The 25593-nt window shown below is 71.1% G+C and carries 22 protein-coding genes; 15 read left to right on the forward strand and 7 right to left on the reverse strand.

What is annotated here, in order from left to right; translation table 11 throughout:
• The first annotated feature begins 112 nt into the window (after positions 1–112).
• The 3 genes from aroQ (at position 113) to accC (ending at position 2492) form a co-directional block, all read left to right on the forward strand.
• Complete coding sequence (aroQ, locus tag RG19_RS13065) at positions 113–556, forward strand: type II 3-dehydroquinate dehydratase (protein ID WP_058835646.1); 444 nt, start codon at positions 113–115, stop codon at positions 554–556.
• A 65-nt stretch (positions 557–621) separates the two neighbouring features.
• Positions 622–1116, forward strand: coding sequence for an acetyl-CoA carboxylase biotin carboxyl carrier protein (accB, locus tag RG19_RS13070; RefSeq protein WP_058835647.1), 495 nt, complete (start codon positions 622–624; stop codon positions 1114–1116).
• A gap of 8 nt (positions 1117–1124) precedes the next feature.
• On the forward strand, positions 1125–2492 hold the full coding sequence (accC, locus tag RG19_RS13075; protein ID WP_058835648.1) for an acetyl-CoA carboxylase biotin carboxylase subunit: 1368 nt from the start codon (positions 1125–1127) through the stop codon (positions 2490–2492).
• Positions 2493–2585: 93 nt separating this feature from the next.
• Here accC and RG19_RS13080 read toward each other — a convergent pair whose 3' ends face one another.
• Together RG19_RS13080 and RG19_RS13085 are read right to left on the reverse strand one after the other, a co-directional pair.
• Positions 2586–3074 carry a hypothetical protein gene (locus RG19_RS13080; protein ID WP_338037919.1) on the reverse strand — a complete coding sequence of 163 codons (489 nt, stop codon included), beginning with the start codon at positions 3072–3074 and terminating at the stop codon, positions 2586–2588.
• Positions 3074–4057 (reverse strand): hypothetical protein, encoded by a 984-nt coding sequence (locus tag RG19_RS13085; RefSeq protein WP_238376642.1) that lies wholly within the window; start codon positions 4055–4057, stop codon positions 3074–3076. Before RG19_RS13085 ends, RG19_RS13080 begins: the two co-directional genes overlap by 1 nt.
• A gap of 243 nt (positions 4058–4300) precedes the next feature.
• Between RG19_RS13085 and prmA the strand changes: the two genes are divergently transcribed.
• The 5 genes from prmA to RG19_RS13110 all read left to right on the forward strand — a co-directional run bounded on the left by prmA (position 4301) and on the right by RG19_RS13110 (position 9170).
• Positions 4301–5224 carry a 50S ribosomal protein L11 methyltransferase gene (gene prmA, locus RG19_RS13090; RefSeq protein ID WP_058835649.1) on the forward strand — a complete coding sequence of 308 codons (924 nt, stop codon included), beginning with the start codon at positions 4301–4303 and terminating at the stop codon, positions 5222–5224.
• Positions 5225–5745: 521 nt separating this feature from the next.
• A complete protein-coding gene (locus RG19_RS17905; RefSeq protein ID WP_162267077.1) occupies positions 5746–6384 on the forward strand; it encodes a DUF3426 domain-containing protein in 639 nt (212 codons plus the stop codon).
• 129 nt (positions 6385–6513) lie between these two features.
• Positions 6514–6795 (forward strand): DNA-binding transcriptional regulator Fis, encoded by a 282-nt coding sequence (gene fis, locus RG19_RS13100; RefSeq protein ID WP_058836613.1) that lies wholly within the window; start codon positions 6514–6516, stop codon positions 6793–6795.
• 168 nt (positions 6796–6963) lie between these two features.
• Positions 6964–8547 carry a bifunctional phosphoribosylaminoimidazolecarboxamide formyltransferase/IMP cyclohydrolase gene (gene purH, locus RG19_RS13105; RefSeq protein ID WP_058835650.1) on the forward strand — a complete coding sequence of 528 codons (1584 nt, stop codon included), beginning with the start codon at positions 6964–6966 and terminating at the stop codon, positions 8545–8547.
• A 110-nt stretch (positions 8548–8657) separates the two neighbouring features.
• Positions 8658–9170 carry a GNAT family N-acetyltransferase gene (locus tag RG19_RS13110; RefSeq protein WP_058835651.1) on the forward strand — a complete coding sequence of 171 codons (513 nt, stop codon included), beginning with the start codon at positions 8658–8660 and terminating at the stop codon, positions 9168–9170.
• A gap of 88 nt (positions 9171–9258) precedes the next feature.
• Here RG19_RS13110 and RG19_RS13115 read toward each other — a convergent pair whose 3' ends face one another.
• Entirely contained in the window at positions 9259–10761 is a 1503-nt protein-coding gene (locus RG19_RS13115; protein ID WP_058835652.1) for an alanine/glycine:cation symporter family protein, read from the reverse strand.
• Between the two features lie 250 nt (positions 10762–11011).
• On the opposite strand from RG19_RS13115, the gene purD reads away from it, so the two are divergent.
• The 3 genes from purD (at position 11012) to RG19_RS13130 (ending at position 14132) form a co-directional block, all read left to right on the forward strand.
• Complete coding sequence (gene purD / locus RG19_RS13120; RefSeq protein WP_058835653.1) at positions 11012–12313, forward strand: phosphoribosylamine--glycine ligase; 1302 nt, start codon at positions 11012–11014, stop codon at positions 12311–12313.
• A gap of 30 nt (positions 12314–12343) precedes the next feature.
• Entirely contained in the window at positions 12344–12838 is a 495-nt protein-coding gene (locus tag RG19_RS13125) for an acyl-CoA thioesterase (protein ID WP_058835654.1), read from the forward strand.
• Positions 12839–13130: 292 nt separating this feature from the next.
• A complete protein-coding gene (locus tag RG19_RS13130) occupies positions 13131–14132 on the forward strand; it encodes a Kelch repeat-containing protein (RefSeq protein WP_082672833.1) in 1002 nt (333 codons plus the stop codon).
• Between the two features lie 31 nt (positions 14133–14163).
• Here the strand turns inward: RG19_RS13130 and RG19_RS13135 are convergent, their stop codons facing one another.
• Positions 14164–15330, reverse strand: a complete 1167-nt coding sequence (locus RG19_RS13135; RefSeq protein WP_082672670.1) for a glycerophosphodiester phosphodiesterase family protein — start codon at positions 15328–15330, stop codon at positions 14164–14166.
• Positions 15331–15503: 173 nt separating this feature from the next.
• On the opposite strand from RG19_RS13135, the gene RG19_RS13140 reads away from it, so the two are divergent.
• Positions 15504–17390: an MFS transporter gene (locus RG19_RS13140; RefSeq protein ID WP_058835655.1), complete on the forward strand. Its 1887-nt coding sequence runs from the start codon at positions 15504–15506 to the stop codon at positions 17388–17390.
• Between the two features lie 138 nt (positions 17391–17528).
• Here RG19_RS13140 and nudC read toward each other — a convergent pair whose 3' ends face one another.
• The 3 genes from nudC to RG19_RS13155 all read right to left on the reverse strand — a co-directional run bounded on the left by nudC (position 17529) and on the right by RG19_RS13155 (position 19870).
• Entirely contained in the window at positions 17529–18449 is a 921-nt protein-coding gene (gene nudC / locus RG19_RS13145; protein WP_058835656.1) for an NAD(+) diphosphatase, read from the reverse strand.
• Between the two features lie 205 nt (positions 18450–18654).
• Positions 18655–19029 carry an iron-sulfur cluster insertion protein ErpA gene (gene erpA / locus RG19_RS13150; protein ID WP_058835657.1) on the reverse strand — a complete coding sequence of 125 codons (375 nt, stop codon included), beginning with the start codon at positions 19027–19029 and terminating at the stop codon, positions 18655–18657.
• Between the two features lie 31 nt (positions 19030–19060).
• A complete protein-coding gene (locus tag RG19_RS13155; RefSeq protein WP_238376643.1) occupies positions 19061–19870 on the reverse strand; it encodes a DUF6776 family protein in 810 nt (269 codons plus the stop codon).
• 175 nt (positions 19871–20045) lie between these two features.
• On the opposite strand from RG19_RS13155, the gene RG19_RS13160 reads away from it, so the two are divergent.
• The 3 genes from RG19_RS13160 (at position 20046) to RG19_RS18290 (ending at position 25591) form a co-directional block, all read left to right on the forward strand.
• A complete protein-coding gene (locus RG19_RS13160; RefSeq protein WP_058835659.1) occupies positions 20046–20621 on the forward strand; it encodes a DUF4126 domain-containing protein in 576 nt (191 codons plus the stop codon).
• Between the two features lie 132 nt (positions 20622–20753).
• On the forward strand, positions 20754–22568 hold the full coding sequence (locus RG19_RS13165) for an EAL domain-containing protein (protein WP_058835660.1): 1815 nt from the start codon (positions 20754–20756) through the stop codon (positions 22566–22568).
• A 2-nt stretch (positions 22569–22570) separates the two neighbouring features.
• Entirely contained in the window at positions 22571–25591 is a 3021-nt protein-coding gene (locus RG19_RS18290) for an ATP-binding protein (protein WP_058835661.1), read from the forward strand.
• The last annotated feature ends 2 nt before the right edge of the window (positions 25592–25593 follow it).

Here is a 25593-nt window from a genome sequence, read left to right on the forward strand (position 1 = left end):
CAGCGACTGGTCGAAACGGCCAACCATCGTTCAACGTCGCCCAAGTTCGGCGAACTGGACACCATCCCCCGCATGGAGCAGACTGCGCGCCTCGACGTCCACGGCGCGCTGCATGGCGACCCTGCTGCTCCTCAACGGCCCCAATCTCAACCTGCTCGGCACCCGCGAGCCCGAGGTCTACGGCCGGACCACGCTGGCGGAGATCGACGCGGACCTGCGCCAGCGCGCCGCCGACGCGGGCCACGGACTGGACAGCCTGCAATCCAACGCCGAGCACGTGCTGGTCGACCGGGTGCAGGCCGCGCGCGACGACGGCACCGCCTTCGTCCTGATCAATCCGGCCGCGCTCACCCACACCTCCGTCGCCTTGCGCGATGCGCTGGCCGCGGTCGACCTGCCCTACATCGAGATCCACCTGTCCAACCCGCACGCCCGCGAACCGTTCCGCCGGCACAGCTACTTCAGCGACCGCGCGCTCGGCGTGGTCTGCGGGTTCGGTGCCGACAGTTACCGCTACGCCCTCGACGCCGCCGTGCGCCACCTGGCGTCGCGCTGACGCTCCCTTTTCCCCTTGCCCGCCCGGCCCCGCCGGGCCCGCCATTCACGAGAACGAGGCCTCTCATGGACCTGCGCAAAATCAAGAAGCTCATCGACCTGCTCGAAGAGTCCAACCTCGCCGAGATCGAGATCAAGGAAGGCGAAGAGTCCGTCCGCCTGTCGCGCAACCCGGTGGGCGGTGCGGTCGCCTATTCCGCACCGCCGGCCGCCTATCCGGCCGCACGCGCGCCCGACCCGGTGATGCCGATGGCCTCGCCGGTCGACGCGGCCACTGGTGGCCGCGGCCTGGGCGATTCGGCGGCATCCGGCGCCGACATCCCCGACGGCCACACCGTGCTGTCGCCGATGGTGGGCACGTTCTACACCTCGCCGGCACCGGACAAGCCGGCGTTCGTCAGCGTCGGCCAGACGGTCAAGGTCGGCGAGACGCTGGGCATCATCGAGGCGATGAAGATGTTCAACCCGATCGAGGCCGACGCCTCCGGCACCGTGCTCGCCGTCCTGTGCGAGAGCGGCCAGCCGGTCGAGTTCGACCAGCCCCTGTTCGTGATCGGCTGAGGCATCCCATGCTGGATAAAGTCGTCATCGCCAACCGCGGCGAGATCGCGCTGCGCATCCTGCGCGCATGCCACTCGCTGGGCATCCGCACGGTCGCGGTGCACTCCACCGTGGACCGCAACCTCAAGCACGTCGCCATGGCCGACGAGTCGGTGTGCATCGGCCCGCCACCGTCCGGCCAGAGCTACCTCGACATGCCGGCGATCATCGCCGCGGCCGAGGTCACCGATGCGCAGGCCATCCATCCCGGCTACGGCTTCCTGTCCGAAAACGCCGACTTCGCCGAGCGCGTGGAGCAATCGGGCTTCATCTTCATCGGACCGAAGGCCGAGACCATCCGCCTGATGGGCGACAAGGTCGAAGCGATCCGCGCGATGAAGGACGCCGGCGTCCCCTGCGTGCCCGGCTCCGGCGGCCCGCTCGGCGACGACGCGGCCACCAACATCAAGATCGCCCGCGAGATCGGCTATCCGGTGATCGTCAAGGCCGCCGGCGGCGGCGGCGGCCGTGGCATGCGCGTGGTCCACACCGAGGCCGCGCTGTCCAACGCCATCGCGACCACCAAGCAGGAGGCCAAGGCCGCGTTCGGCAACGACATGGTCTACATGGAGAAGTTCCTGGAGAACCCGCGTCACGTGGAGATCCAGGTGCTCGCCGACGGCCAGGGCAGCGCGATCCACCTGGGCGAGCGCGATTGCTCGATGCAGCGCCGCCACCAGAAGGTGGTCGAGGAAGCGCCGGCCCCGGGGATCACCCCCGAGCTGCGCGCCGAGATCGGCCAGGTCTGCGTCGAGGCCTGCCTGCGCATCGGCTACCGCGGCGCGGGCACGTTCGAGTTCCTGTTCGAGGACGGGCGGTTCTACTTCATCGAGATGAACACCCGCATCCAGGTCGAGCATCCGGTCACCGAACTGGTCACCGGCATCGATCTGATCCGCGAGCAGTTGCTGATCGCCGCCGGCGAGAAACTGTCGATCCGGCAGGAGGACGTGGTGTTGCGCGGCCACGCCATCGAGTGCCGCATCAACGCCGAGGATCCGGACACCTTCATGCCCTCGCCGGGCCTGATCCAGCACTTCCATGCGCCGGGCGGCCCGGGCGTGCGCGTGGATTCGCACGTGTACGAAGGCTACCGGGTGCCGTCGAACTACGACTCGATGATCGGCAAGCTGATCGTGCACGGCCCCGACCGCGAGACCGCGATCTGCCGGATGCGCGTGGCGCTGTCGGAGATGGTGATCGACGGCATCAAGACCAACATCCCGCTGCAGGCGCGGATCATGCGCGACCGCGGCTTCCAGGACGGCGGCCAGAACATCCATTACCTGGAGAAGCGGCTGGCGGAGCGCCGCGAGAAGTCGCTGACGATCGGCTGACCGCAGCACACGCGCCATGCCACAACGCGAAACGCCCGGGCATGCCCGGGCGTCTCGCTGTCTGTCCGCGGTGCGCGCGCCGAAGGCGCCGCGTCACCGGGACCGCCGCTCCGATGCGGTGTCGTCGCGCTGCGCCTCGCGCGCCTGGCCCGAGCTCACCGGCAGCAACTGCAACTGCCCCGATCCCGCCACGTCCTCGGGTGCCGGGCGCTGGGTGCCGGGAATCGGCCGGATGCCGGTGCTCGCGGCCTGGCTGACCACCATGACGTACTCGCTCGACCCGTCCGGCCAGACCACCTTGAAGGTGCTGCCGGGCGGCAACGTGGCGAACGGCGCCCCGCTCTGCGCGCGGTAGACCGCCGCGATCTGTGCCGCACCCAGGCTGCGCGTCTCGTCCGACGAGGAAATCGTGGTGGCGGCCACCTGCGACAGGTCGCGGTAGTTGTCGGCGATCGCGTCGATCATCACGCCCGCGGCGGTCACCGAGTACGCGGCGAACACGCCCACCCACACCAGCCGACGCGCCTTGCGCGGCATGCGGCGTCCGGAAGGCCGGGAGGCCTGATCGGTCTTGTCCTTCATCACATCGTCCTCTGAACGTTCTGGCGCGAGACGCTCTGGATCAGCGTATCGACCATGGCATCGACGTGTTCCGCCCCCTGTCGCGGAATCGCTGCGTCGTAAACGAAACTCTGGAAATCCTGCCCCGGATCACGGGAACACACACCGCCGTTGGCGCAGTACTGCGTCATCAACGTCGACTCCGGTCCGCACGGCAGTCCCTGTCGGCACGCCGCGATCTGCCAGGCGAACTCGGCGAACTGCGAACCGGCGACCTGGTCGGACATGCCCTGCCGACCGCTGGCGGCGATCCCCATGCCCGTCGACAGCGCCGAGTACGCATCGGGATCCCCGGAGCTGCGCACCCGCTCCACCAGATCGCGCTCGTATTCGGGCGTGTCCTCCAGCGGCACGCCCATGCCGGCCAGACTGGCCTCGGCGGCCAGGTGCCCGGCTTCGGCGGCGACCTGGCGCTGTTGCAGGATCGTGGCGACGGTGATGCCGTCGTCGGGCGAGAACCGTCCGCATCGCTGGGCGACCCGCGCACGCGCGCGGCTCATCGCATTCGCTCCCGGCAGGCCGAGCTGGTCGAGCAGCGCGGTGTCCTGCGCGTACCCGGCCGGCGACGCGGCGAAGCCGGCGCAGTAGTCCTGGATCCGGCTGTCGACCCACAGCGCCTCGGGCTCGCCCCGGGCCACCGCCGGCGCCAGCCGGCTCGACAGGTCGTAGAGGTCGGGCGTGCGCTCGAACGCCTCCCGCAGCGCCGCGGCGTCGGTGGCGATCGGCAACGGCGCCGCCGAGACGCGCGACGGCGGCGGCTCCGCCGGCATTTCGGGCACATGCGACGGCACGGGACCGGTGCGCACCGGCACGGCCTCCGGCGACAGGCCTACGGACGACGCGACATGCTCGACGACCGGCAGCGGCACGGACGTGCCCTCGTACGCGCGCAGCCAGACCGCGCCGGCCACCAGCGCCAACGTCGCCAAGATTGCGATCCGCATCGTGCCTGTCATGCCTGCATCGGGGGCCTGGCCGCGACTGAACGCATGCACGTCCATCAATCCGGCCTGCTGCCGTGTCCCATCCTCGTGTCTCCCGGGCGCCGCCAAGGCGGACTCCGCCCATACTCCGGAAATGTTACGCGATTCCACCGCCCCCTGCCCGGCCTTTACCGGCCGTGCTCCTCCGGCCCATGATGCCGCCCCACGCGCCGCTCCGCCGCGACCTGCCCCTGCGATCCCGCCATGCCGTACCTCGAAATCGCCCTGACCTGCACCGAAGCCGAGCAGCCGCGTTACGAGCGCGCACTGGAAGATGTGGGCGCGTTGGCGGTCACCCTGCTCGATGCCGACGCCGACACCAGCCAGGAACGCGCGATCCTCGAACCCGGCGTCGGCGAGACGCCACTGTGGCGCTCGCTCTCGCTGACCGCGCTGTTCCCGCACAGCCTCGATCCGCTCGCCTTGCTGGCGGCGCTCGATGCGTTCGATCCGGCCCTGGACTGGAGCCGTGCGGGATTCCGCAACGTCGAGGACCAGGACTGGGAGCGCGCCTGGATGGACCAGTACGCCCCGCTCCGCTTCGGGGCACGCACCTGGATCGTGCCGTGGAACGCCGATCTGCCGGACGAGGCCGCGAACGACGCCGCCGCCGTGGTCCGCCTCGATCCCGGCCTGGCCTTCGGCTCCGGCACCCACCCCACCACGTCGCTGTGCCTGCAGTGGCTGGACGGCCTGGCGGAAGCGGGCGAGCTGCAGGAACGCGAGGTCCTCGACTACGGCTGCGGCAGCGGCATCCTCGCCCTCGCCGCGCTCAAGCTGGGCGCGTCGCGCGCGACCGGCATCGACAACGACCCGCAGGCGCTGGTCGCCAGCCGCGACAACGCCGAACGCAACGCGGTCGGCGACCGGCTCCAGGTCGCAGCGCCCGGCGATGCCCCGCAGGCCACCTATCCGGTGGTGGTGGCGAACATTCTCGCCGCCGCGCTCGATGCGCTGGCCGAGGCCATTGCCGAGCGCGTCGCGCCCGGCGGGCGCCTGGCGCTGTCGGGCATCCTCGACGGCCAACAGGAAGAATTGCTGCGGCGCTACCGGCCGTGGTTCGAATCGCTGGCCGTGGCCCACGAGGGTGACTGGGTTCGCATCGAGGGTGTGCGCCGGCGTGATTGAATAGGCGCTCGGCCGCGACCGTGCCCGCGATGTTCATCAACTGCCCCGACTGCAATGCCCTGGTAGCCACCGATCTGGTCACCGACCAGCCGCCGGAGCGATGCCCGCGATGCGGACACGCGCTGCGCGACGCGGTGGCGGCACCCGCGGCGACCGTGCCTGCCGGCGCCGGCACGCCGGCATCGGACCCACGCCCACGCTTCGTCCCGCTGCGCGCACGCACGGATCCTGCGGCCGACCCTCCGGGTCAGGGGCATGGCCTCGTGGCCTTCCCGCCGCATCCGCCGGCCACGCCACCGCCCGTCGACCGACCCGGTGCGCGGCATGCGATGCCGGCGCCCGGCCCGATGCCCGCGTCCACCGCGCCGACGCGCCTCGAGGATCGCGCGCGCGAGGCGCCGACGCCCCCCTCATCGGCATCGCGCTCGCCGCATGCCGGCGACGGACCGCCGCCGACGAACGCGAAAGGATCGGCAACAACGACGGCGGCAACGGACACGGACACCGACACGGCGGCGACCGTGCCGCCCGACGGCACGACACCATCCGACACCGCCCTCCCTCCCGCGGAGGGCGGTCCGCACGTCACCCCGGACCCTGCAGCGCCCCCTGCACGCTCGGCGTCGAACGCGACAGCGGACGTCGCACCGCGCTTCCTGCGACCGTCCGCGACGCCCGCCATCGGCCCACCGTCCTCGCGCGAACGACGACTCCTGTGGATCGCGCTGCCGGCGCTCACCCTGCTGTTCGGCCTGCAGCTGTTGCTCGCCGACCGGGCCCGGTTGGCGGCCGATCCCGTCTGGCGTCCGTGGGCGGCGGCGGCCTGCACGCTGGCACGCTGCACGCTACCGCCCTGGCACGAACCGTCCGCGATCGCATTGCTGCAGCGCGACGTGCGCCCGCACCCCGAACATGCCGGTGTCCTGCTGGTCGATGCGACCCTCCGCAACGACGCCCGGTATCCGCAGGCGTGGCCGCTGCTCGCCTTGACCCTGTCCGATGCGGATGGCCGCGCACTGGGAGCACGCTGGTTCGCGCCCGACGAGTATCGACCCGCCGATGCGCCTGTCCATCTCGCACCCGGCGCGCAGGCGACATTCCGCCTCGAGATCGTCGAACCCTCGCCGCATACGGTCGCATTCAACTTCGACTTCGGTTGAAATCCCGGCGATCCACGCTTGGACGACGCGGAGGGTCGCGCTAGACTCGCTCCCCCCGTCGCGGGTCCTTCACCATCGGGGATGGCCGGATCCGGCCGACGGTGCCGATACGCTGTCGCGGAAACCGCATTGAACGCTGCCGAACGCCAGGAAACCGCAAGCCGTCCCGGGCCGCGCACGCCCCTGCGCGATCACGTGGCCAACTCCGTTCGTCGCTACATCGGCGATCTGAACGGCAGCGGCGCGAGCAACCTGTATGAAGTCGCCCTGCGCGAGCTCGAAATCCCGCTGTTCGTCGAAGTGCTCAATCACTGCGAAGGCAACCAGAGCCGCGCCGCGGCGATGCTCGGGATCCACCGAGCCACCCTGCGCAAGAAGCTGCGCGATTACGGCCTGACCGTTTCGGACTGACGGGGCGCACGGCGCTCCGCAACGACACGCCACTGCGCGCAGGGCCTGCCTGCGTCCAACGCAACGGACGGAACGTGGCGACGCCACCGACCGCCCCCGCACCCCTGTGCCGGCAGCAGTGCGCGCGCCGTTACAATGGCGCCCCGCTCGCCGACCCCACTTTCCGCGATGTCTCTCGATTTTCTGCCCGTGCGCCGGGCCCTGTTGTCCGTTTCCGACAAGACCGGCCTGATCGAACTCGCCCGCGCGCTCGCTGCACGCGACGTCGAACTGCTGTCCACCGGCGGCACCGCCAAGGCGATCCGCGACGCCGGCCTGGCGGTGCAGGACGTCTCGGACGTCACCGGGTTCCCGGAAATGATGGATGGCCGCGTCAAGACCCTGCATCCGGTCGTTCACGGCGGCCTGCTCGGCCGCGCCGGCACCGACGATGCGGTGATGGCCGAACACGGCATCGCACCGATCGATCTGCTGGTACTGAACCTGTACCCGTTCGAATCCGTCACCGCACGGGCCGGCTGCACCCTGGCCGATGCGGTGGAGAACATCGACATCGGCGGCCCGGCGATGCTGCGTTCGGCGGCGAAGAACTTCGCCCGCGTCGCGGTGGCGACCTCGCCTTCGCAGTACGCCGACCTGCTGTCCGAACTCGATGCGCACGACGGACGCCTGTCGGCCGCCAAGCGCTTCGCGCTGTCGGTCGCCGCGTTCGACCGTGTCGCCCAGTACGACGCGGCGATCAGCAACTACCTGTCGTCGGTGGCCGATACCGGTACCGCCGTACCGCAGCGCAACGAGTTCCCGGCGCAGATGAATTCGACCTTCGTGAAGGTCATGGACCTGCGCTACGGCGAGAACCCGCACCAGTCCGGCGCGTTCTACCGCGACCTGTATCCGGTGCCGGGCACGCTGGCGACGTTCGAGCAGTTGCAGGGCAAGGCGCTGAGCTTCAACAACCTGGCCGATGCCGATGCGGCGTGGGAGTGCGTGCGCCAGTTCGACGCGCCGGCGTGCGTGATCGTCAAGCACGCCAATCCCTGCGGCGTGGCCGTGGGCGTGGCCTGCGGCGATGCCTACGAACTCGCCTACGCGACCGATCCGACCAGCGCATTCGGCGGCATCATCGCCTTCAACCGCACGCTCGACGCGGCCACCGCGGCGGCGATCCTGGAGCGGCAGTTCGTCGAAGTGTTGATCGCGCCGGACTACGAGGCCGGCGTGATCGACATCGCGAAGAAGAAGGCCAACGTGCGGGTGCTGAAGATCCCGCACGGCGAGGGCCTCAACAACTACGACAGCAAGCGGATCGGTTCCGGCCTGCTGCTGCAGGCGTCCGACAACCGCGGCATGCGGGCCGACGAACTGAAGGTCGTCACCCGGCTGGCGCCGACCGATGCCCAGCAGCGCGACCTGTTGTTCGCCTGGCGGGTGGCGAAGTTCGTGAAGTCCAATGCCATCGTCTACGCCAAGGATCAGCGCACGATCGGCGTGGGCGCCGGGCAGATGAGCCGGGTGTATTCGGCACGCATCGCCGGCATCAAGGCCGCCGACGCGCACCTGGTGGTGGACGGTTCGGTGATGGCCAGCGATGCGTTCTTCCCGTTCCGCGACGGCATCGACGCCGCCGCCGAGGCCGGCATCAAGGCGGTGATCCAGCCCGGCGGCTCGATGCGCGACGCCGAGACGATCGCCGCCGCAGACGAGCACGGCATCGCCATGGTGTTCACCGGCGTGCGCCACTTCCGCCACTGACCCCCGGGAACTCCGCGACAGGGAATCCCGCAGCCGAACGGCGCCCGCAGCGCCGGGCGTGGCGCTGCGCTAGGCTGGCGGCATCGACCGACCAGCCGGAGACGCGCGCCATGTGGATCAGGGAAGAGACGGGCGACGATCTCGATGCGATCCGCGACGTCGTGCGCCGCGCGTTCGTCGATGCGCCGGGCGAAGGGCGCCTGGAAACCCGGATCGTCGACGCGCTGCGCGCCGACGGTGCGCTGTCCGTGTCGCTGGTGGCGGCCATCGACGGCCGCATCGCCGGGCATGCCGGGTTCTCGCCGGCGCATCCGGCCCGGGCCGCGGGCGACTGGTACGTCCTCGCGCCCGTCGCGGTGGCCCCTGCCGACCAAGGCCATGGCGTCGGCACCGCGCTGGTGTCCGCCGGCCTGCGGATGCTGCGCGAACGCGGCGCGCGTGGCTGCGTGGTCCTGGGCGATCCCGCCTACTACGCGCGCTTCGGTTTCCGCGCCACGCCCGGATTCACCCTCGCGGGCGCGCCCGACGGTGCCTTCCAGGCGCTCCCGTTCGATGCCTCCGCCGACGAAGGCGGCGAGGTCGTGCTGCACCCCGTGTTCGGACCGCAGCCGGACCCGGACTGAGCCCAGCGCCCGTCGACCCGGGCGGGTCATCGGCGGATCGCGCGCGCACCTCGAGCCGTTTCGCGCCTGCGAGCGGCGCGCGCCGGGGCTAGCGACGAAGTGCGTCCGCGGCCACGCCGTCACCCTCGCGGCCGGTCGCCTCGCCGGGGGCCGCGGTCCAGATCGACCGGTCGATACCCTCGCCCAGCTCCGGGAACGCCGCGGCATCGAAGCGCGGCGAGGCATTCCCCGCGCGCAGTTGCGCGTCGTAGTCGCGGGTCAGGCGGATCGCCACGCCGGACAGCATCAGCACCGCGAACAGGTTGAACATCGCCATCAACCCCATCGCCGCGTCGGCCGTGTTCCAGACGATGTCGAGTTGCGCGAACGCGCCCCAGGCCACCATCGCCAGGCTGCCGATGCGCAGCAGCAGGATCGCGCGCGTGCGTCCGCCGAGGTAGACCATCGCACTTTCGGCATACGCGTAGTTGCCGAGGATGGAGGTGCCGGCGAAAAAGAACAGCGCCACCGCGATGAACGTCGGGCCCCAGTCACCGAAATGGATCGCCATCGCCTGCTGGGTCAGCGCGGCGCCGTCGCCGGCCTCGGTCCCGAGCACGCCGGAGAACAGGATCATCAACGCGGTCGCGGTGCAGATCAGCAACGTATCGACGAACACGCCGAAGGCCTGTACCAGCCCCTGGCTGGCGGGATGGTGGGGACTCGGCGTGGCCGAGGCGGCGATGTTCGGCGCCGAGCCCATTCCGGCCTCGTTGGAAAACAGGCCGCGCTTGACGCCGTTGAGCAGCGCCACCGCGAGGCCACCGAGCATGCCGCCGGCCGCCTGTTCCAGACCGAACGCGCTGCGCAGGATCAGACCGATCGCTGCCGGCACCTCCGTGATATGGCTCACCACGACCCACAGCGCGAGGGCCAGATAGACCAGCGCCATGGCGGGAATGATCAGCTCCGCAGCGCGCGCCACCCGGCGCAGGCCACCAAAAATAACGGGGGCCGCAAACGCCACGAGCGCGATGGCCGTCCAGCCTGGCGGCACCCCCCACGCCACCGTCACCGCCTCGGTCAGCGAATTGGCCTGCACGGCGCTGAACACGAAGCCGAACGCCAGGATCAGGCAGATCGAGAACGCCGCGGCGAGCCATCGCCGCCCCAGGCCATGCGCCATGTAGAGCGCCGGACCGCCCCGATAGTGACCATGGACGTCACGGCGCTTGTACAGCTGCGCCAGCGTGGATTCCACGTACGCCGTGGACATGCCGAAGAACGCCGCCACCCACATCCAGAAGATCGCGCCCGGTCCGCCGACGCCCAGCGCCAGCGCCACGCCGACCAGATTGCCGGTGCCCACGCGCGAGGCCAGGCTGGTGGCCAGCGACTGCAGCGGCGAGATCCCGGCGTTGTCGCCGCCGGTGCCGCGCACCAGACCGCGGATCATGTTCGGGAAACGACGCACCTGGATGAAGCCCAGGCGCAGGCTGAACCACACGCCCACCAGCGGCAGCACCGCGACCAGCACGTAGTTCCAGAGCACGCCGTTGATCGCATCGACGATGGGCGACAGGAGGGTTTCGGTCCACTGCACCACATCCATCGGCAGGCGTTCTCCGCGATCCTGGAAAGCCGCGAGGGTAGCACCGCCCCCGGACGCCGCCGCTCACGGCGGCATCGCAGGCGCCACCGACGGCACGCCCGCGACTGCCGGAGATCGCGGGCAGGCGCCTGCCCGCCGCTGGCGTCGCGCGGGCACACCCGATCGCGCCCCGTACCCCCGCGGCACGCGCCGGTCGTGCGGCGGTCGCGCGCTAGAATGGTCGGCCATTCCCCGTGTTCGGATGCAAGCAATGGCGAAGGTCCTGGTCATCGGTTCGGGCGGGCGCGAACACGCGCTGGCGTGGAAGCTCGCGCAGTCCGCCCGTGTGGACGAAGTGCTGGTCGCACCGGGCAATGCCGGCACCGCCGGCGAGGACAAGTGCCGCAACGTCGATGTCGCGGCCACCGACCTCGACGCCCTGCTGGCGCTGGCGCGCGACGAAGCGGTGGCCTTCACCGTGGTCGGCCCCGAGGCGCCCCTGGTCGCCGGCGTGGTCGACCGGTTCCGTGCCGCCGGACTGCGTGTGTTCGGTCCTTCGGCCGCCGCTGCCCAACTGGAGGGCAGCAAGGCCTACGCCAAGGACTTCCTGCAGCGCCACGGCATCCCCACCGCGCACTACGCGGTCCACACCCAGCTCGAGAATGCGCTCGAGTACGTGCGCGAACACGGCGCACCGATCGTGATCAAGGCCGACGGCCTGGCGGCGGGCAAGGGCGTGATCGTGGCGATGTCGCTGGCCGAGGCCGAGGCCGCGCTGACCGACATGCTCGGCGGTTACGCGTTCGGCGCGGCCGGCGCACGCGTGGTGATCGAGGAATTCCTGGACGGCGAGGAGGCCAGCTTCATCTCCATGGTCGACGGCCGCACCGCGCTGCCGATGGCCACGAGCCAGGACCACAAGCGCGTGGGCGACGGCGACACCGGCCCGAACACCGGCGGCATGGGTGCCTACTCGCCCGCGCCCGTGGTCACGCCCGAAGTGCATGCGCGGATCATGCGCGAGGTCGTCGAGCCGACGGTCGCCGGCATGGCCGCCGACAACGTGCCGTTCACCGGCTTCCTCTACGCCGGCCTGATGATCGACGGCGACGGCGCACCGAAGGTGATCGAATTCAACGTGCGCTTCGGCGACCCCGAGACCCAGCCGGTGATGCTGCGCCTGCAGTCTGACTTCGCCGACCTGATCGAGGCGGCCATCGACGGTGCGCTGGACGGCGTCGAAGCGCAGTGGGATCCGCGCCCCTCGCTGGGCGTGGTGATGGCGGCCGAGCACTATCCCGCCAAGCCGCGCCTGGGGGACGTCATCAACACCTGGGACGTGCCCGAGCCCGAGCACACGAAGGTGTTCCATGCCGGCACCGCGCTCGAGGACGGCCACGTCGTGACCTCGGGCGGCCGCGTGCTGTGCGTGTGTGCGCTGGGCGACACCGTCGCCGACGCCCAGCAACGCGCCTATGCCGGCGTCAGCGGCATTTCCTGGCATGGCGAGTTCCATCGCCACGACATCGGCTGGCGCGCGATCGAGCGCGAGCGGGCATCCGCACAGGGGTAACATCGGGCGCGGTCCCGTCGAGGTTTTCCGATGACGCCTGGCAACGCCCACCTGAGCATGTCCGTGCTGATGACGCCGGACCTGGCCAACTTCTCCGGCAATGTACACGGCGGCGCGTTGCTCAAGCTGCTCGACGAGGTCGCCTACGCCTGTGCCAGCCGCTACGCCGGGCGCTACGTGGTGACGCTGTCGGTGGACCAGGTGACGTTCCGCGAGCCGATCCACGTCGGCGAGCTGGTCACCTTCCTCGCCGCGGTGAACTACACCGGGCGCACGTCGATGGAAGTCGGCATCAAGGTGATCACCGAGAACATCCGCGAACGCTCGGTGCGCCACACCAACAGCTGTTTCTTCACCATGGTCGCGCTCGACGACGACGGCACCCCGGTGCCGGTGCCGCCGCGCGAACCCGTGACCGGAGAGGACTGCCGGCGTTTCCGGCAGGGTCGCCAGCGCCGCGAGATCCGCCAGGAGCTGGAGCACCGTTACCAGGCGATGCGCGACATGCCCGACGCCGAATCCTGAGGCGGCCTGCGCCGTTCGCATGCCGCCACGGGCGATCCGGCATCCTGCCGTGACCGACCGCATATCGCACACCTGGAGCTCGGACACGCGCGTCGCGCCGGCCTCCCCCACCGGGAATCCCGACATGCACGACAGGCTCTTGAGACCCCGCACTGCCGCCCCCCGGCGCGTTAGCCCGCGCGGTATCGCCACGGCCGCCGCGCTCCTCGCGCTCGCCCTGACGGCCTGCGGCGATACGACACCTGCCGCGGCGGACACGCCTCCGCCCGACGACGCGCCGGCGGAAGCGGCGATGCCGAATGCCCCCACGGATGCCGGGATACACGGCACCTGGCGCGTCCTGCCGTCATCTCCCGGTTCGAACGACGCGACGACCGAGCGTGCCGGCCGCGACGGGGCGGCGACGACGCCGACCGCCCGCCACGAAAACGCCTTCGTCGCGCTCGACGGCCGCCTGTACCTGCTCGGCGGACGCGGCGACCGGCCGTTGGAGATCTTCGATCCCGCGACCGGAACCTGGACGCGTGGCGCGACGCCGCCGCTGGAACTCCACCATGTCCAGGCGATCGCCCACGATGGGCGGTTGTGGCTGCTGGGCGCCCTGACCGGCGCATTCCCGGCCGAACCGCCCGTGCCCGCCGTGTGGACCTACGACCCCGCCGCCGACGCCTGGGCCGAAGGTGCATCGATTCCGGAACACCGTCGTCGTGGCGCCAGCGGCGTCGCCGTGCACGATGGGGTGTTCTACCTGGTCGGTGGCCTGACCGGTGGCCACAACGGCGGCTACGTGGCCTGGCTGGATGCGTTCGATCCCGCCAGCGGCCAATGGCGCGAACTCGCCGATGCCCCGCGCCCGCGCGACCATTTCCACGCCGCCGTGCTGGACGGCCGGCTCTACGCCGCCGGCGGGCGCACCAGCTCGCACGCCACCGGCGAAGGCATGAGCCTGACGGTGACCGCGGTCGACGTCTACGACATCGCCGCGGGCACGTGGTCGACGCTCGACGATCCGCTGCCCACCGCACGCTCGGGCAATGCCACGGTCGCCTACGACGGCAGAATTTTCGTGCTCGGCGGCGAAAGCGAGGCACAGACCCCCGCGCACGACGAAGTCGAGGCCTGGAACCCGGCCCTGGCGCGCTGGGAGCATCTGCCGTCCTTGCCCACCGGGCGTCACGGCACCCAGGCCACGCTGCACGCGGACGCCCTGCACATTGCCGCCGGCAGTGGCGACCGCGGCGGCGGGCCGGAGCTCGACGATCATCTCGTGTTCGCGACCGAAGACGTGCCGTAGCGCGCGGTATCGCGACCGGCCACGCGTCCGCTCAGCGCGCGTCGAGCGCCCGGCGCAGCTGACCCGGGTCGTCGCCGAACAACGCATCCACACCGGCCTCGGCGAAGGCGCGCGCCTCGGTCCCGGCGCCTTCATCGCAGCGCGCGTCCTGCGCACCGCACCGCAGCGCCGGCGGCAGGAACGGATTCTCCGGCCGCAGCGTCCACACATGCACCGCCAGGCCGGCGGCATGCGCGGCCGGCACCAGCGGCGTGGGCGCGCCCAACGCGCCGTCCTCGTCGAGCGGCAGCACGGCGCGCAGATGCGGTGCCAGCACATCGGCGTAGGCGGCGATGTCGGCCAGCCCTTCGGCCGTGCTCACCATGCGCAGGTACGACACCGGCGCGCCTGCCTGTTCGAGATCGAACGGCGACGCCTCCGGCGCGCCGACCAGCTGCACCAGAAACACGTTGCGCAGGCCGGCGGCATCGAGCAGCGTCCGCAGCCGGCGCAGGTTGCCGACCTCGAACGACTGCACGCCCACCGGCGCGGTGCGGGTGTAGTCGTGCGCCTGCAGCGCGGCCATCAACGCGGCTTCCGGATCCAGGCCGCGACCGTGGAAGTGGGTCGAGTGCTTGAGTTCCGGGACGATGCCGATCGTGCGCCCGGCCGCAGCCGAGGCCTGCGCCACCGCATCGACGATCTCGGCGAACGTGGGCACACCCTCGCGTCCGTCGTGGGCGGTGCCGCGCAATGCCGGCAGGCGTTCGCGCGCGCGCAGGGTGCGCAGCTCTGCGAGGGTGAAATCCTCGACGAACCATCCATCCACCGACTGGCCGTCGACCTCGCGCACCGTGCGGCGCCCGGCGAACGCCGGGTGTCCGGCCACATCGGTGGTCTCGCCGATCTCGTTCTCGTGGCGCGCCACCAGCACGCCGTCCCGGGTCATCACCAGGTCCGGCTCGATGAAGTCCGCACCGTCCTCGATGGCCTTCGCGTAGGCGGCCAGCGTGTGCTCCGGGCGCAGGGCGCTGGCGCCGCGATGGGCGATCACCGCGGGTCGGCCGTCGGTGGCGCGGATCGCGGCATGCACGTCGGGCGCCAGATCACGCGCCGACACCGGCCACGCCAGGGCGGACAGGATGCCGGCACCCACGGTCACGGCGAAGGCACGGCACGCGAAGGCACCTCCGGCTTGATGTCCCGATCCTGGACGCATCGCATCGCTCTCCTATCGCCGATGCCGGGGTCGGACGCTGGCGGAACCGGCATGGTGGGTCGCCCAGTGTCGCCGGCGTCGAAGGCGACACCATGACAGTCTCGGCGCCGCCATGTCAGGTAGTGGGTCCGGGACGGCCCTGCTAGGCTCCGCGCATCCGCGAAGGACTCCGAATGGCCCACTCCCAGTTCGACCTGCTGCGCCAGCGCCGCTTCCTGCCCTACTTCACCGTGCAGGCGCTGGGGGCGTTCAACGACAACGTGTACCGGCAGGCGATCATCGGCCTGCTGTTCTTCCTCGGCATCGACAGCGACCAGCGCACGCTCTACACCAACCTCGCGCCGGCGCTGTTCATCCTGCCGTACTTCCTGTTCTCCGGCCTGGCCGGACAGATCGCCGAGAAGATCGAGAAGCAGCGGTTGATCGTGGTCACCACGGCGATGGAGATCGGCATCATGCTGATCGCCGCGGTCGGTTTCCTGATGGGCCACCTGCCGGTGTTGCTGGTGGCGCTGTTCGCGATGGGCGTGCAGGCGACGCTGTTCGGGCCGGTGAAGTACTCGATCCTGCCCTCGGTGCTCAAGCCCGAAGAGCTCACCGGCGGCAACGGCCTGGTCGAGATGGGCACATCGATCTCGATCCTGGTCGGCATGATCTACGGCGGCCTGATCTTCCAGATCGCCGGCGCCTGGGGCGCGGAAGCCGCGGCGCTGTCGGTGGTGACGCTGGCGGTGGCCGGCAACGTGGTCGCGCGGCTGATCCCCAAGGTGGACGCCGGCGCGCCGGACCTGAAGATCAACTGGAACCCGGTGCCCGAGTCGGTCGCCGTGCTGCGGCTGGCGCGCAAGCAGGTGGCGGTGCGCAACGCGATCCTCGGCGTGTCGTGGTTCTGGTTCGTCGGCACCATCCTCACCGCGCAGCTGCCGACCTACGCCGAGCTCCAGCTGGGCGGATCGCAGCCGCTGTACATCTTCGCGCTCGCGCTGTTCTCCGTCGGCGTGGGCGTGGGCTCGCTGCTGTGCGAAAAGCTGTCCGGGCGCACGGTGGAGATCGGCCTGGTGCCGTTCGGCGCGTTCGGCATCAGCGCGTTCCTGCTCGATCTGTATTTCGCCCGTCCCGGCGACGCGATGGTGACGGGCCTGGGCGTGTGGGACTTCGTGCGCCAGCCCGGCAGCCTGCGGATCATGATCGACCTGACCGGCATCGGCCTGTTCGCCGGCTTCTTCGTGGTGCCGCTGTTCGCGCTGATCCAGAGCCGCACGCCGAAGTACGAACTGGCCCGGGTGATCGCGGGCCTGAACATCCAGAACTCGGTCTTCATCGTCACCGCGGCGATGGTGGGCATCGCCACCCAGCGCCTTCTCGGCTGGAACGTGCCCGAGCTCTTCCTGGCGCTGGCGATCGCCAACGCGCTGGTGGCGATCTGGATCTTCAGCATCGTGCCCGAGTTCCTGATGCGCTTTCTCAGCTGGCTGATGGTGCGCGTGCTGTACCGTCTGCGCCTGCACGGTGTGGAGGCGCATGTGCCCGAAGAAGGTCCGGCGCTGCTGGTGTGCAACCACGTCAGCTACATGGACGCACTGATCCTGTCGGCGTCGGTGCCGCGGCCGATCCGCTTCGTGATGTACCACCGCATCTTCCGGATTCCGCTGCTGAGCTGGATCTTCCGCACCGCCAAGGCGATCCCGATCGCGCCGGAGAAGGAGGATCCCGAACTCATGCAGCGCGCGTTCGATGCCATCGACGCCGCCCTGGCCGAGGGCGAGCTGGTGCTGGTGTTCCCCGAGGGCCGGCTGACCGCCGACGGCGGCATCGCGCCGTTCCGCGGTGGTGTCGAGCGCATCCTCGCGCGGCGCCCGGTGCCGGTGGTGCCGATGGCCCTGCGCAACATGTGGAGCAGCATGTGGAGCCGGCACGACTCGCGGCTGCGACGCATGCGCCTGCCGCGGCGCGTACGCGCCCCGATCGACGTGATGGCCGGACCGCCGCTCGACGGCACGACAGCCACCGCGGCCACGCTGGAAGCGCAGGTACGCGCATTGCGGGGCGATGCCGCCTGACGCATCCGCCGCAGGCGATCGGAGACTGCACGCGGACGCCGGACACCGCCCCGGGCGCTACGGTGCGCTTCACGATGCCCCGCCGTCCGGCGGACCGCGACGGCGACCGCCGCGGATCCCGTCGGCATCCGCGCGTCGTCAGTCGTGCAGGGCGCCGTGGCGGTGCCAGTGCGCGATCAGCCAGCGCGAGATCGACAGCCGCGGCGACAGCTGGATGCCGGCCTCGCCGCCGCTGCCGTCGAGCGCCGCCCCGATCTCGTCGCGACCGAACCAGCGCGCGTCCTCCAGTTCGTCGTCGTTGGCCTGCGGCGTATCGGGTTCGGCCAGCGCTTCGAACCCCAGCATCAGCGACGACGGAAACGGCCAGGGCTGCGAGCCGAGATAGCGCGCGCGCCGCACGCGCACGCCGGATTCCTCCCAGACCTCCCGCGCGATGGTCTGCTCCAGGGTCTCGCCCGGCTCGACGAAGCCCGCCAGCACCGACCACCGCCGCGGCGCCCAGCTCGCCTGCCGGCCGAGCAGCAGGCGCTCGCCATCCGACACGGCCACGATCACCGCGGGATCGGTCCGCGGGTAGTGCTCCAGGCCGCAGCCCGGGCACAGGCCCAGCCAGCCCGCGCGGCGGTACTCGAGGGCATGGCCACACGCACCGCAGTAGCGATGGCGGCGACGCCAGTGCAGCACCGCACGCGCCTGCGCGAACGCGGTCGCCTCCGCGGCCGGCCACTCGGCGGCGGCGGTGCGCAGGTCCACGCCGGATCGCGCGGTCGCACCCGGCACCGCGTCCGCGTCGCGCGCGAACCAGCCGCGCCCGTCCGCGGCGATGCCGAGAAAGATCGCGTCGCGCCAGCCCTCGCGAGTCGCCGATGCGTCCGTCGGCGGCAACCACAGGCCGCCCTCGGCGGTCGCAGGCGCGCGCCCATCGGCATCCACGGCGACCAGCGCCGCGTCGCGCCACAACCGCGTCAGCGTCTCCGGCTGCAGACGCGCGTATTCGGCCCGGTCCAGTGGGCCGGTCACGAAGGCGTAGGGCATGGCGGCGAGCGGTTCGGCGGTCATCGGGTCCGGACAGGGTCATGCGGATACGCGGGCCTGCGAGTGTAGGCCCGGTGCCGGACATCGCACGTGACGCGGACAGGGCGATGCCCACACCGGCGGCGCACGGCCACTGAGGTCATCGCAATCGAACCGGCGCGGGTCCCGGATACATGAACGCGAACGCGCCGGGGCCGCTGCCGCGAGCGCCGCACCGGTGCCGAACGGGTCAGACGGTGAAGCTGCTGCCGCAGCCGCAGGTGCTCTTGGCGTTGGGATTGCGGATGGTGAACTGCGAACCGTGCAGGCTCTCGACGTAGTCGACCGTGGCGCCCATCAGGTACTGCAGGCTCAACGGATCGACCAGCAGCACCACGCCGTCGGTGTCGATCGCCAGATCGTCCTCGGCCTGGGCCTCGTCGAATTCGAATCCGTACTGGAACCCGGAGCAGCCGCCACCTTGGATGTAGACGCGCAGTTTCAGTCCGGGATTCCCCTCGCCGGCGATCAACTCGCGCACCTTGCCCGCCGCTGAGGACGTGAAATCGAGCGGGCGCGACAGGGACTGGTAGCCGGGGGCTTGCGGGAGCGGCATCGGTTGCATGGCGACAGGATGGGGGTCGTGCTCGGCGCGTTCAAGCATCCGGCGCGACATCCGTCGAAGATCGCGGCTGGGCGACCGCGTCCGCCCAGCTGAACGACTGCTCGACCGCGGCGCCGCCCTTCGGTGCCAACCGCACGGTCACCCGCGTCGGCGCGAAGCCCTCGGGCAGCACGATGTCGCCCTCGACCTGCTGGAAGTACTTGAACGAGTACGCCAGCGCCGGCGCCTCGTCCTGTTGCCGCAGCGCGGCCCAGTCCAGCGTCTGCAGGCGACCGTCGCGGCTGCCCTCGATCACCAGGCGCAGTTCGCCCTCGCTCGCCGCGTCCCGGTTCAGGTTCTGGGTCAGGGTGGCGGCGTAATGCCACACGCCCTCCCCGGCCGGGGTCAACCGCAGTTCGTGGACGCTGAGTCCGCGCCGCTGTGCGGTCGAACCGACGAACCGCTCGTAGAACGCCAGATCGGCGCGCAACGCGGCGATCTCCTCGTCGCGTTCGGCCAGCGAGCTCTGCAGCTTCAGGTTGGCCTCGCGACTGATCTGGTCCGAACGCGTCAGCGTCGTCACTTCCTGTTGGAGCTGGACGATGCGCAGGCCGGGATCGTCCGATGCGGCGGACGCGGCACGGATCACCGTCCAGAGCCCCCAGAGACCGAACAGCAGGCACAGCGCCAGTACCGCGATCAACACCAGCGACCAAGGGGTCGGCTCGGGGCCCGGCCCCGCAGGAGACGGCGTGGACGGCGCGGGGGCGGGCGCGGGGGCGGATTGGGGTTCGGATTCGCTCGGCGTGGCCGGCGCAGACGGGATGAGGTTCTGCGGTGGAACGGGTGGCGGCTCGTTCATCGCACTGGATATAACGAGCTCCCGTGCCAGGGTCAAGAAACCGCCGGCGACCGGGTGAGGCCGTGTTCAAGCCGCTGAACCCCGCCCGGACCGGATCGCCGCGCCGCCGTCCGCAGCGCCTACACTCGCGCGACGCGCCGTCCGGCCGCCGCCCGGCCACATGGAGTGCCCCCGAATGTCGGAAGCCCATCTGTTCGCGACCGGCCTGCTGCTCGCCTGGCTGGCCGGCATCCGGGTCTATCTCACCGTGTTCGGCGTCGGGCTCGCGGGCGCGCTGGGCTGGCTCGACCTGCCGCCGGCCCTGCAGGTCACGGAATCGCCGTGGGTGCTCGGTGCCGCGGGCGGCCTGGCGGTGGTCGAGTTCCTGACCGACAAGATCCCCGGCGTCGATTCGCTCTGGGACCTGCTGCAGACCCTGGCCCGGGTGCCCGCCGGCGCCTTCCTCGCCGCGGCGGCGCTGTCGCCCGACGGCGACCTCGGCGCCGGCATGCTCGCCACCGGTGCGGGGGTCGCGTTGACCAGCCACGTCCTCAAGAGCGGCACCCGCGCCCTGCTCAACACCTCGCCGGAGCCGGTCAGCAACTGGACCGCCTCGGCCGGCGAGGATGCCGTCGTGATCGGCGCGCTTGCGCTCGCCTTCGCGCATCCCTGGCTCGCGCTGGCGGTGGTGATCGCGCTGACGGTGCTGGCCGCGGCCGTGGTGTGGTGGCTGTGGCGCAGGCTGTTCGGACGACGACGCGGCGCGGCGTGAACCGTGCCCGGGTGCGCGAGTGGGCGGTCGCGCACGTTCGCCGGATGGGGATCAGGGCATAATCCAGCGTCCGGACCGCCGGCCCTGGCCGCGGTTGCCGGACTCGGGGATCGATCGCTGCAGGAACGCAGGATGGGGAACGCAGACCACACTCGACGCGCCGAATGTCCACCGGCGCATTTTTGGCGCCGCTGGACCACGGACGCGCCGCCGCCGCAGTGGCCGACCGACGACGACAGCGAAGCCGCGCGGACGCAGGCCGAGATCGCCGCCGCGTCCTCACGGCCCGGCGCCCCGGCAGCCACCGAGGCGCCCTACCGGGTGATGATCGTCGAGGACGATCCGAGTCAGGCCCTGTTCGCGGAAAGCATCCTCAACGGCGCAGGCATGCAGGCGCAGGTGGTGCCCGATCCGGATCTGGCGATCGCCACGCTCGAGGTTTTCCGGCCCGACCTGGTGCTGATGGACCTGCACATGCCGGCGCTCGACGGCACCGAACTCACCCACATGATCCGCGGCCATGGCGCGTTCGCGCAGACCCCGATCGTGTTCCTCACCGGCGATGCCGATCCGGAGCGCCAGGTCGAGGCGCTGGAGCTCGGTGCCGACGATTTCCTCGTCAAACCGGTCCGGCCGCGCCATCTGATCGCAGCGGTGCAGAACCGCATCCGTCGCACCCGCCAGGCCCATGCGGCGCGTCCGGACGAACGCCACCCGGTCACCGGCCTGCTCACGCGCTCGCGCATGCTGCAGCACCTGGCCACCGCGATACCCGGCACCGGCGCGCTCTTCCTGCTGGAGCTCGAAGGCACCAGCGCCTTGCGCGACCGCATCGGATACGCCGCGCAGGAAGCCGTCCTGGTCGATGCCGCACGTGAAATCGCCGCGCGGGCGCAAGGGCAGGCCAGCGCGCGCCTCAGCGACAACATGTTTCTGATCCACATGGATGCGGCACCGGCCGACGTGGCCGCGCATGCGCGGGACCTGCGCGAAAGCCTGGCGCGCCACGGGTTCCGCAGCGGCGACGACATCGTGCGGCTGCGTGCCCGCATCGGCGCGCTGGTGTTGACGCCGGCGCACCAGGACGCCGGTGGCGCGCTGACCGCCGCCGAGCAGGCGCTGCGGCAGGCCAGACAGGATGCCGACGGGGTCTCGGTCCACGTCGAGGCGCCCCCCGTCCCGACGGCGGACGACGGTATGCGCGCGCTGGCGCGACGTGCCGTCGACGACCGGCTGCTGGAGCTGGCGTTCCAGCCCATCGTCGCGGTGGCCGGCGGCGACGAACCCCAGTTCCAGAGCCTGGTCCGCCTGCGCGCGCCCGACGGCCGACTGCACACTGCAGCCGAGTTCCTGCCGGCAGCCGAGGCGGACGGCTGCCTGGAGGCCATCGACCGCCACGTGCTGGACCTGGCCCTGGACACCCTGCAGCGCCAGCGCGAGCAGGGCCGTCGCCTGCGCCTGTTCGTGTCGCAGTCCCCTCGCAGCCTGGGACACGACGGCTACGCCGCCTGGTTGCTGATGGAGCTCGGTGCACGCGAACTCGACGGCAGCCAACTGGTCGTCGATGTCCGCGTGGACGACGCCCTGGTGCATGCCCTGTCGCTGCAGACTTTCGCCAGCGCGGCACAGACCGTGGGCGTGCAGATGTGCCTGTCGGGCTATCGCAGCGACGCCGAAGCCGATGCGCTGCTCGCACAGTTGCCGCTCAGCCACGTGCGGCTGTCCTCGCACTACTCCGCCCGCCTCGGCGAACAGGACGTGCGCGACGACATGCGTACGGCCATCGATCGTGCCCATCGTCGCGGCCTGCTGGTGATCGGGCAGCAGGTGGAGAATCCGCAGGTCGCCGCGACCCTGTGGATGAGCGGGATCGACTTCATCCAGGGCAACCTGGTCCACGAAGCCGACCGCGACGTCGACTTCGACTTCCAGCACGCGGTGCTGTGAGCATGGTCAGCCGCGCGCGCCCCTCGCTGCTGATGTTGCGCTGGCTGGCCCTGGGCGCCGCCTGCGGCGCGGTGGCGATGCTGTTGCTGGACGTGGCCGGGCTCGCCGGCCCCTGGCAGGGTATCGCCCTGGTGCTGGCGCTGCTGTGCGCGTTCGCCACCGCTGCGGTGATCTATTCGATGCGCCAGCGCGAACGCGAACTCGACGAAGCCGAGACGCTCGCCGCGCGCCATGCCGCCGAACGGGCTGAATTGCAGGCCCAGCTCGACCGCCACACCCAGCTCGAGAGCGAGCTGCGTCAGGCCAAGCAGGCGGCGGACTCGGCGGTCATGGCCAAGGGCGAGTTCCTGGCCACCATGAGCCACGAGATCCGCACGCCGCTCAACGGCATCGTGCCGATGCTCGACCTGCTGATGCATGCCGACCTCGCGCCCGAACATGCCGACCTGGTCCGCACCGCGTACACGTCGTCGCAGCAGATGCTGCGCATCGTCGACGACATCCTCGACTATTCCAAGCTCGAGGCCGCCAAGCTCGAACTCGAAATCACCAGCTTCAACCTGCGCGAACTGCTCGAAAGCGTGATCCACACGCTGGAGCGTCCGGCGCAGGGCAAGGGCCTGCGCCTGCACCTGCAGATCGAGCCGGGCGTGCGCCTGCCGGTGCGCGGCGACCCGGTGCGCCTGCGCCAGGTGCTGGGCAACCTGGTCAGCAATGCGGTGAAGTTCACCGAACGCGGCATGGTGACGGTGAGCCTGCGCAGGACCGGCGAGACCAGCGCCCAGCACCAGTTGCGCTTCGAGGTCCGCGATACCGGCATCGGCATCTCGCAGACCGCGCAGGCGCGACTGTTCCAGGCCTTCAGCCAGGCCGACGCCTCCACCACCCGCTTGTATGGCGGCACCGGCCTGGGACTGGCCATTTCCAAGCGCATCGTCGAACTGATGGAGGGCCAGATCGGGGTCAACAGCACGCCGGGCCAGGGCGCGACGTTCTGGTTCGAGCTGCCGCTGCTGAAGGTGCCCGGCGACTTGCCGGCGCAGGAGCGCATCGCCGACGGCAAGCGCCTGCTGCTGCTCAGCGCCGATCCCCGGCTGCGCCTGCGCCTGTCGATGTTGCTGCCCAACTGGGGCCTGCGGGTGACTTCGGTCGAAACCACCCAGGAAGCGCTCAACCGCCTGCGCGCCGGCGCCTCGCAGGGCGGCCCGTGGGCCTATTCGGTGGTCCTGGCCGACCTCGCGGGCATGCGCCACACCGCGCTGGCGCTGGTGCGCAACGTCAACCGCCAGGCGATCTACGGCGATCTCCAGCTCGTCTGCCTGCACGGCGACGACCCGGTCCCGGGTGAGATGCAGGCGCGCGCCACCCTGCTCAGTCGCCAGGCGCCCGATGCCGATCTCCGCGCCGCGCTGGTCGGCCAGGGCGCGCCGCCACTGCACGAAGCACTGACCTTCGACACCGCCGTCGCGGAGACCACCACGACGGCGGCCGCGGCCCCCGTCGATGCCGGATCGCCCGAGGACACGACCAGCCCGCCACCTGCCGCGGCAGCGGCAACGGCAACGGCCAGCGCTGCGACGGAGCCGGCGACGAGACCTGCACGGACACCCACCATCGAAGCCCCGCGCCTGCCGCGCGTGCTGCTGGTGGAGGACAACCCGGTCAACCTGATGGTGGGCCAACGCCTGCTCGGCATGCTCGGCATCGTCTGCGACACCGCAGGCAATGGCGAAGCCGCCCTGCAGCGCATGACCGAATCGCGTTACGACGTGGTGCTGATGGACTGCCAGATGCCGGTGCTCGACGGCTACAGCGCGACCCGTCGCTGGCGCGAGCGCGAGGCCGAGGCCGGCGACGGCAGCCATCTGCCGATCATCGCGATGACGGCCAACGCGATGGCCGGAGACCGCCAGCGCTGTCTCGACGCCGGCATGGACGACTATCTGCCCAAGCCGGTCACCCGCAGCGAACTGGAGCGCTGCCTGTACCAGTGGTGGTGCCCGGAGCAGGAGGACACGGAGATCGATCCGGCAGCGGGCCTGGGCGAATTCTTCGTCGCGCCGGAGACCGGGCCGGCCGGCACAGGCACCCCGACCGAGCACGACGAACCGGCCACGACCGGCATCGACACTGCGGGCCCAGGCGCGGAGCTCGCCACGAATCCGCCGACGGAGGCCGCCATCCCGGCATCGGAGGACGCCGAGATCACCGATGTGCCGCCTGCCGCCGCGCCGGATCATGCCGACCCCGCCACGTCGTCCGGGGCGTCGGCCACGGAGCACGCCGGGGCGACCGCCGATGGGCTGGACGCAGCGGACGACAAGCGCGCGGCGCAGGCCGGCGACGCGGAGCCGGCCGTGCACCCCGACGCGTTCGAAACGCCGGCTCCGACGGCGATGTCGACGGCGACGACCGAAGACGCGGGCGACGCAGAGACAGGCGCGTCGTCCGTCCCGGAGGTCGCCGATGCGCCCGAGGAGCGCTCGGCCACCGGAGGGGGCGTTCCCGCGGCGCCGACATCGATCCCGCGCGGCGCGGAGGACAGCCCGCCGGCGCCATCGCACGGCACTGATGTCTCGGCGGAAGAGGCACCCTCACCCGCCCCGGATGCGGAACAGCCCCCACCGCCCATCGCCACTTCACGAGCGCCCGCCATGTCCGCACCCGCCGTATCGCCGCCTCCGATCATCGACGCGGAGGTGCTGGACGAACTGCGGGCGATGCTGGGCGACGAAGTCGAGCATCTGGTCGATGTCTTCCTCGAAGACACACCGCGCCTGATCGCCCGGCTGGAGGCCGCGGCGCAGGGGCCGGACTACGACGCCTTGCGCGACACGGCGCATTCGCTCAAGTCGTCCAGCGCCAACCTGGGGGCGATGCGGCTGTCGGAAGTGGCCCGGCGCATCGAAGCGGCCGCACGGCAGGAGCAACTGGAACGCCCCGCGGTGGCGGTGGCGATGGTCGCCAACGAATTCGCGCGCGCACGCGCGCGGCTGACCTCGGGGCGGGTCACGCCCGCCTGAGC

The sequence above is a fragment of the Luteimonas abyssi genome (genome assembly GCF_001482195.1).
GTDB classification, from domain to species: domain Bacteria; phylum Pseudomonadota; class Gammaproteobacteria; order Xanthomonadales; family Xanthomonadaceae; genus Luteimonas; species Luteimonas abyssi.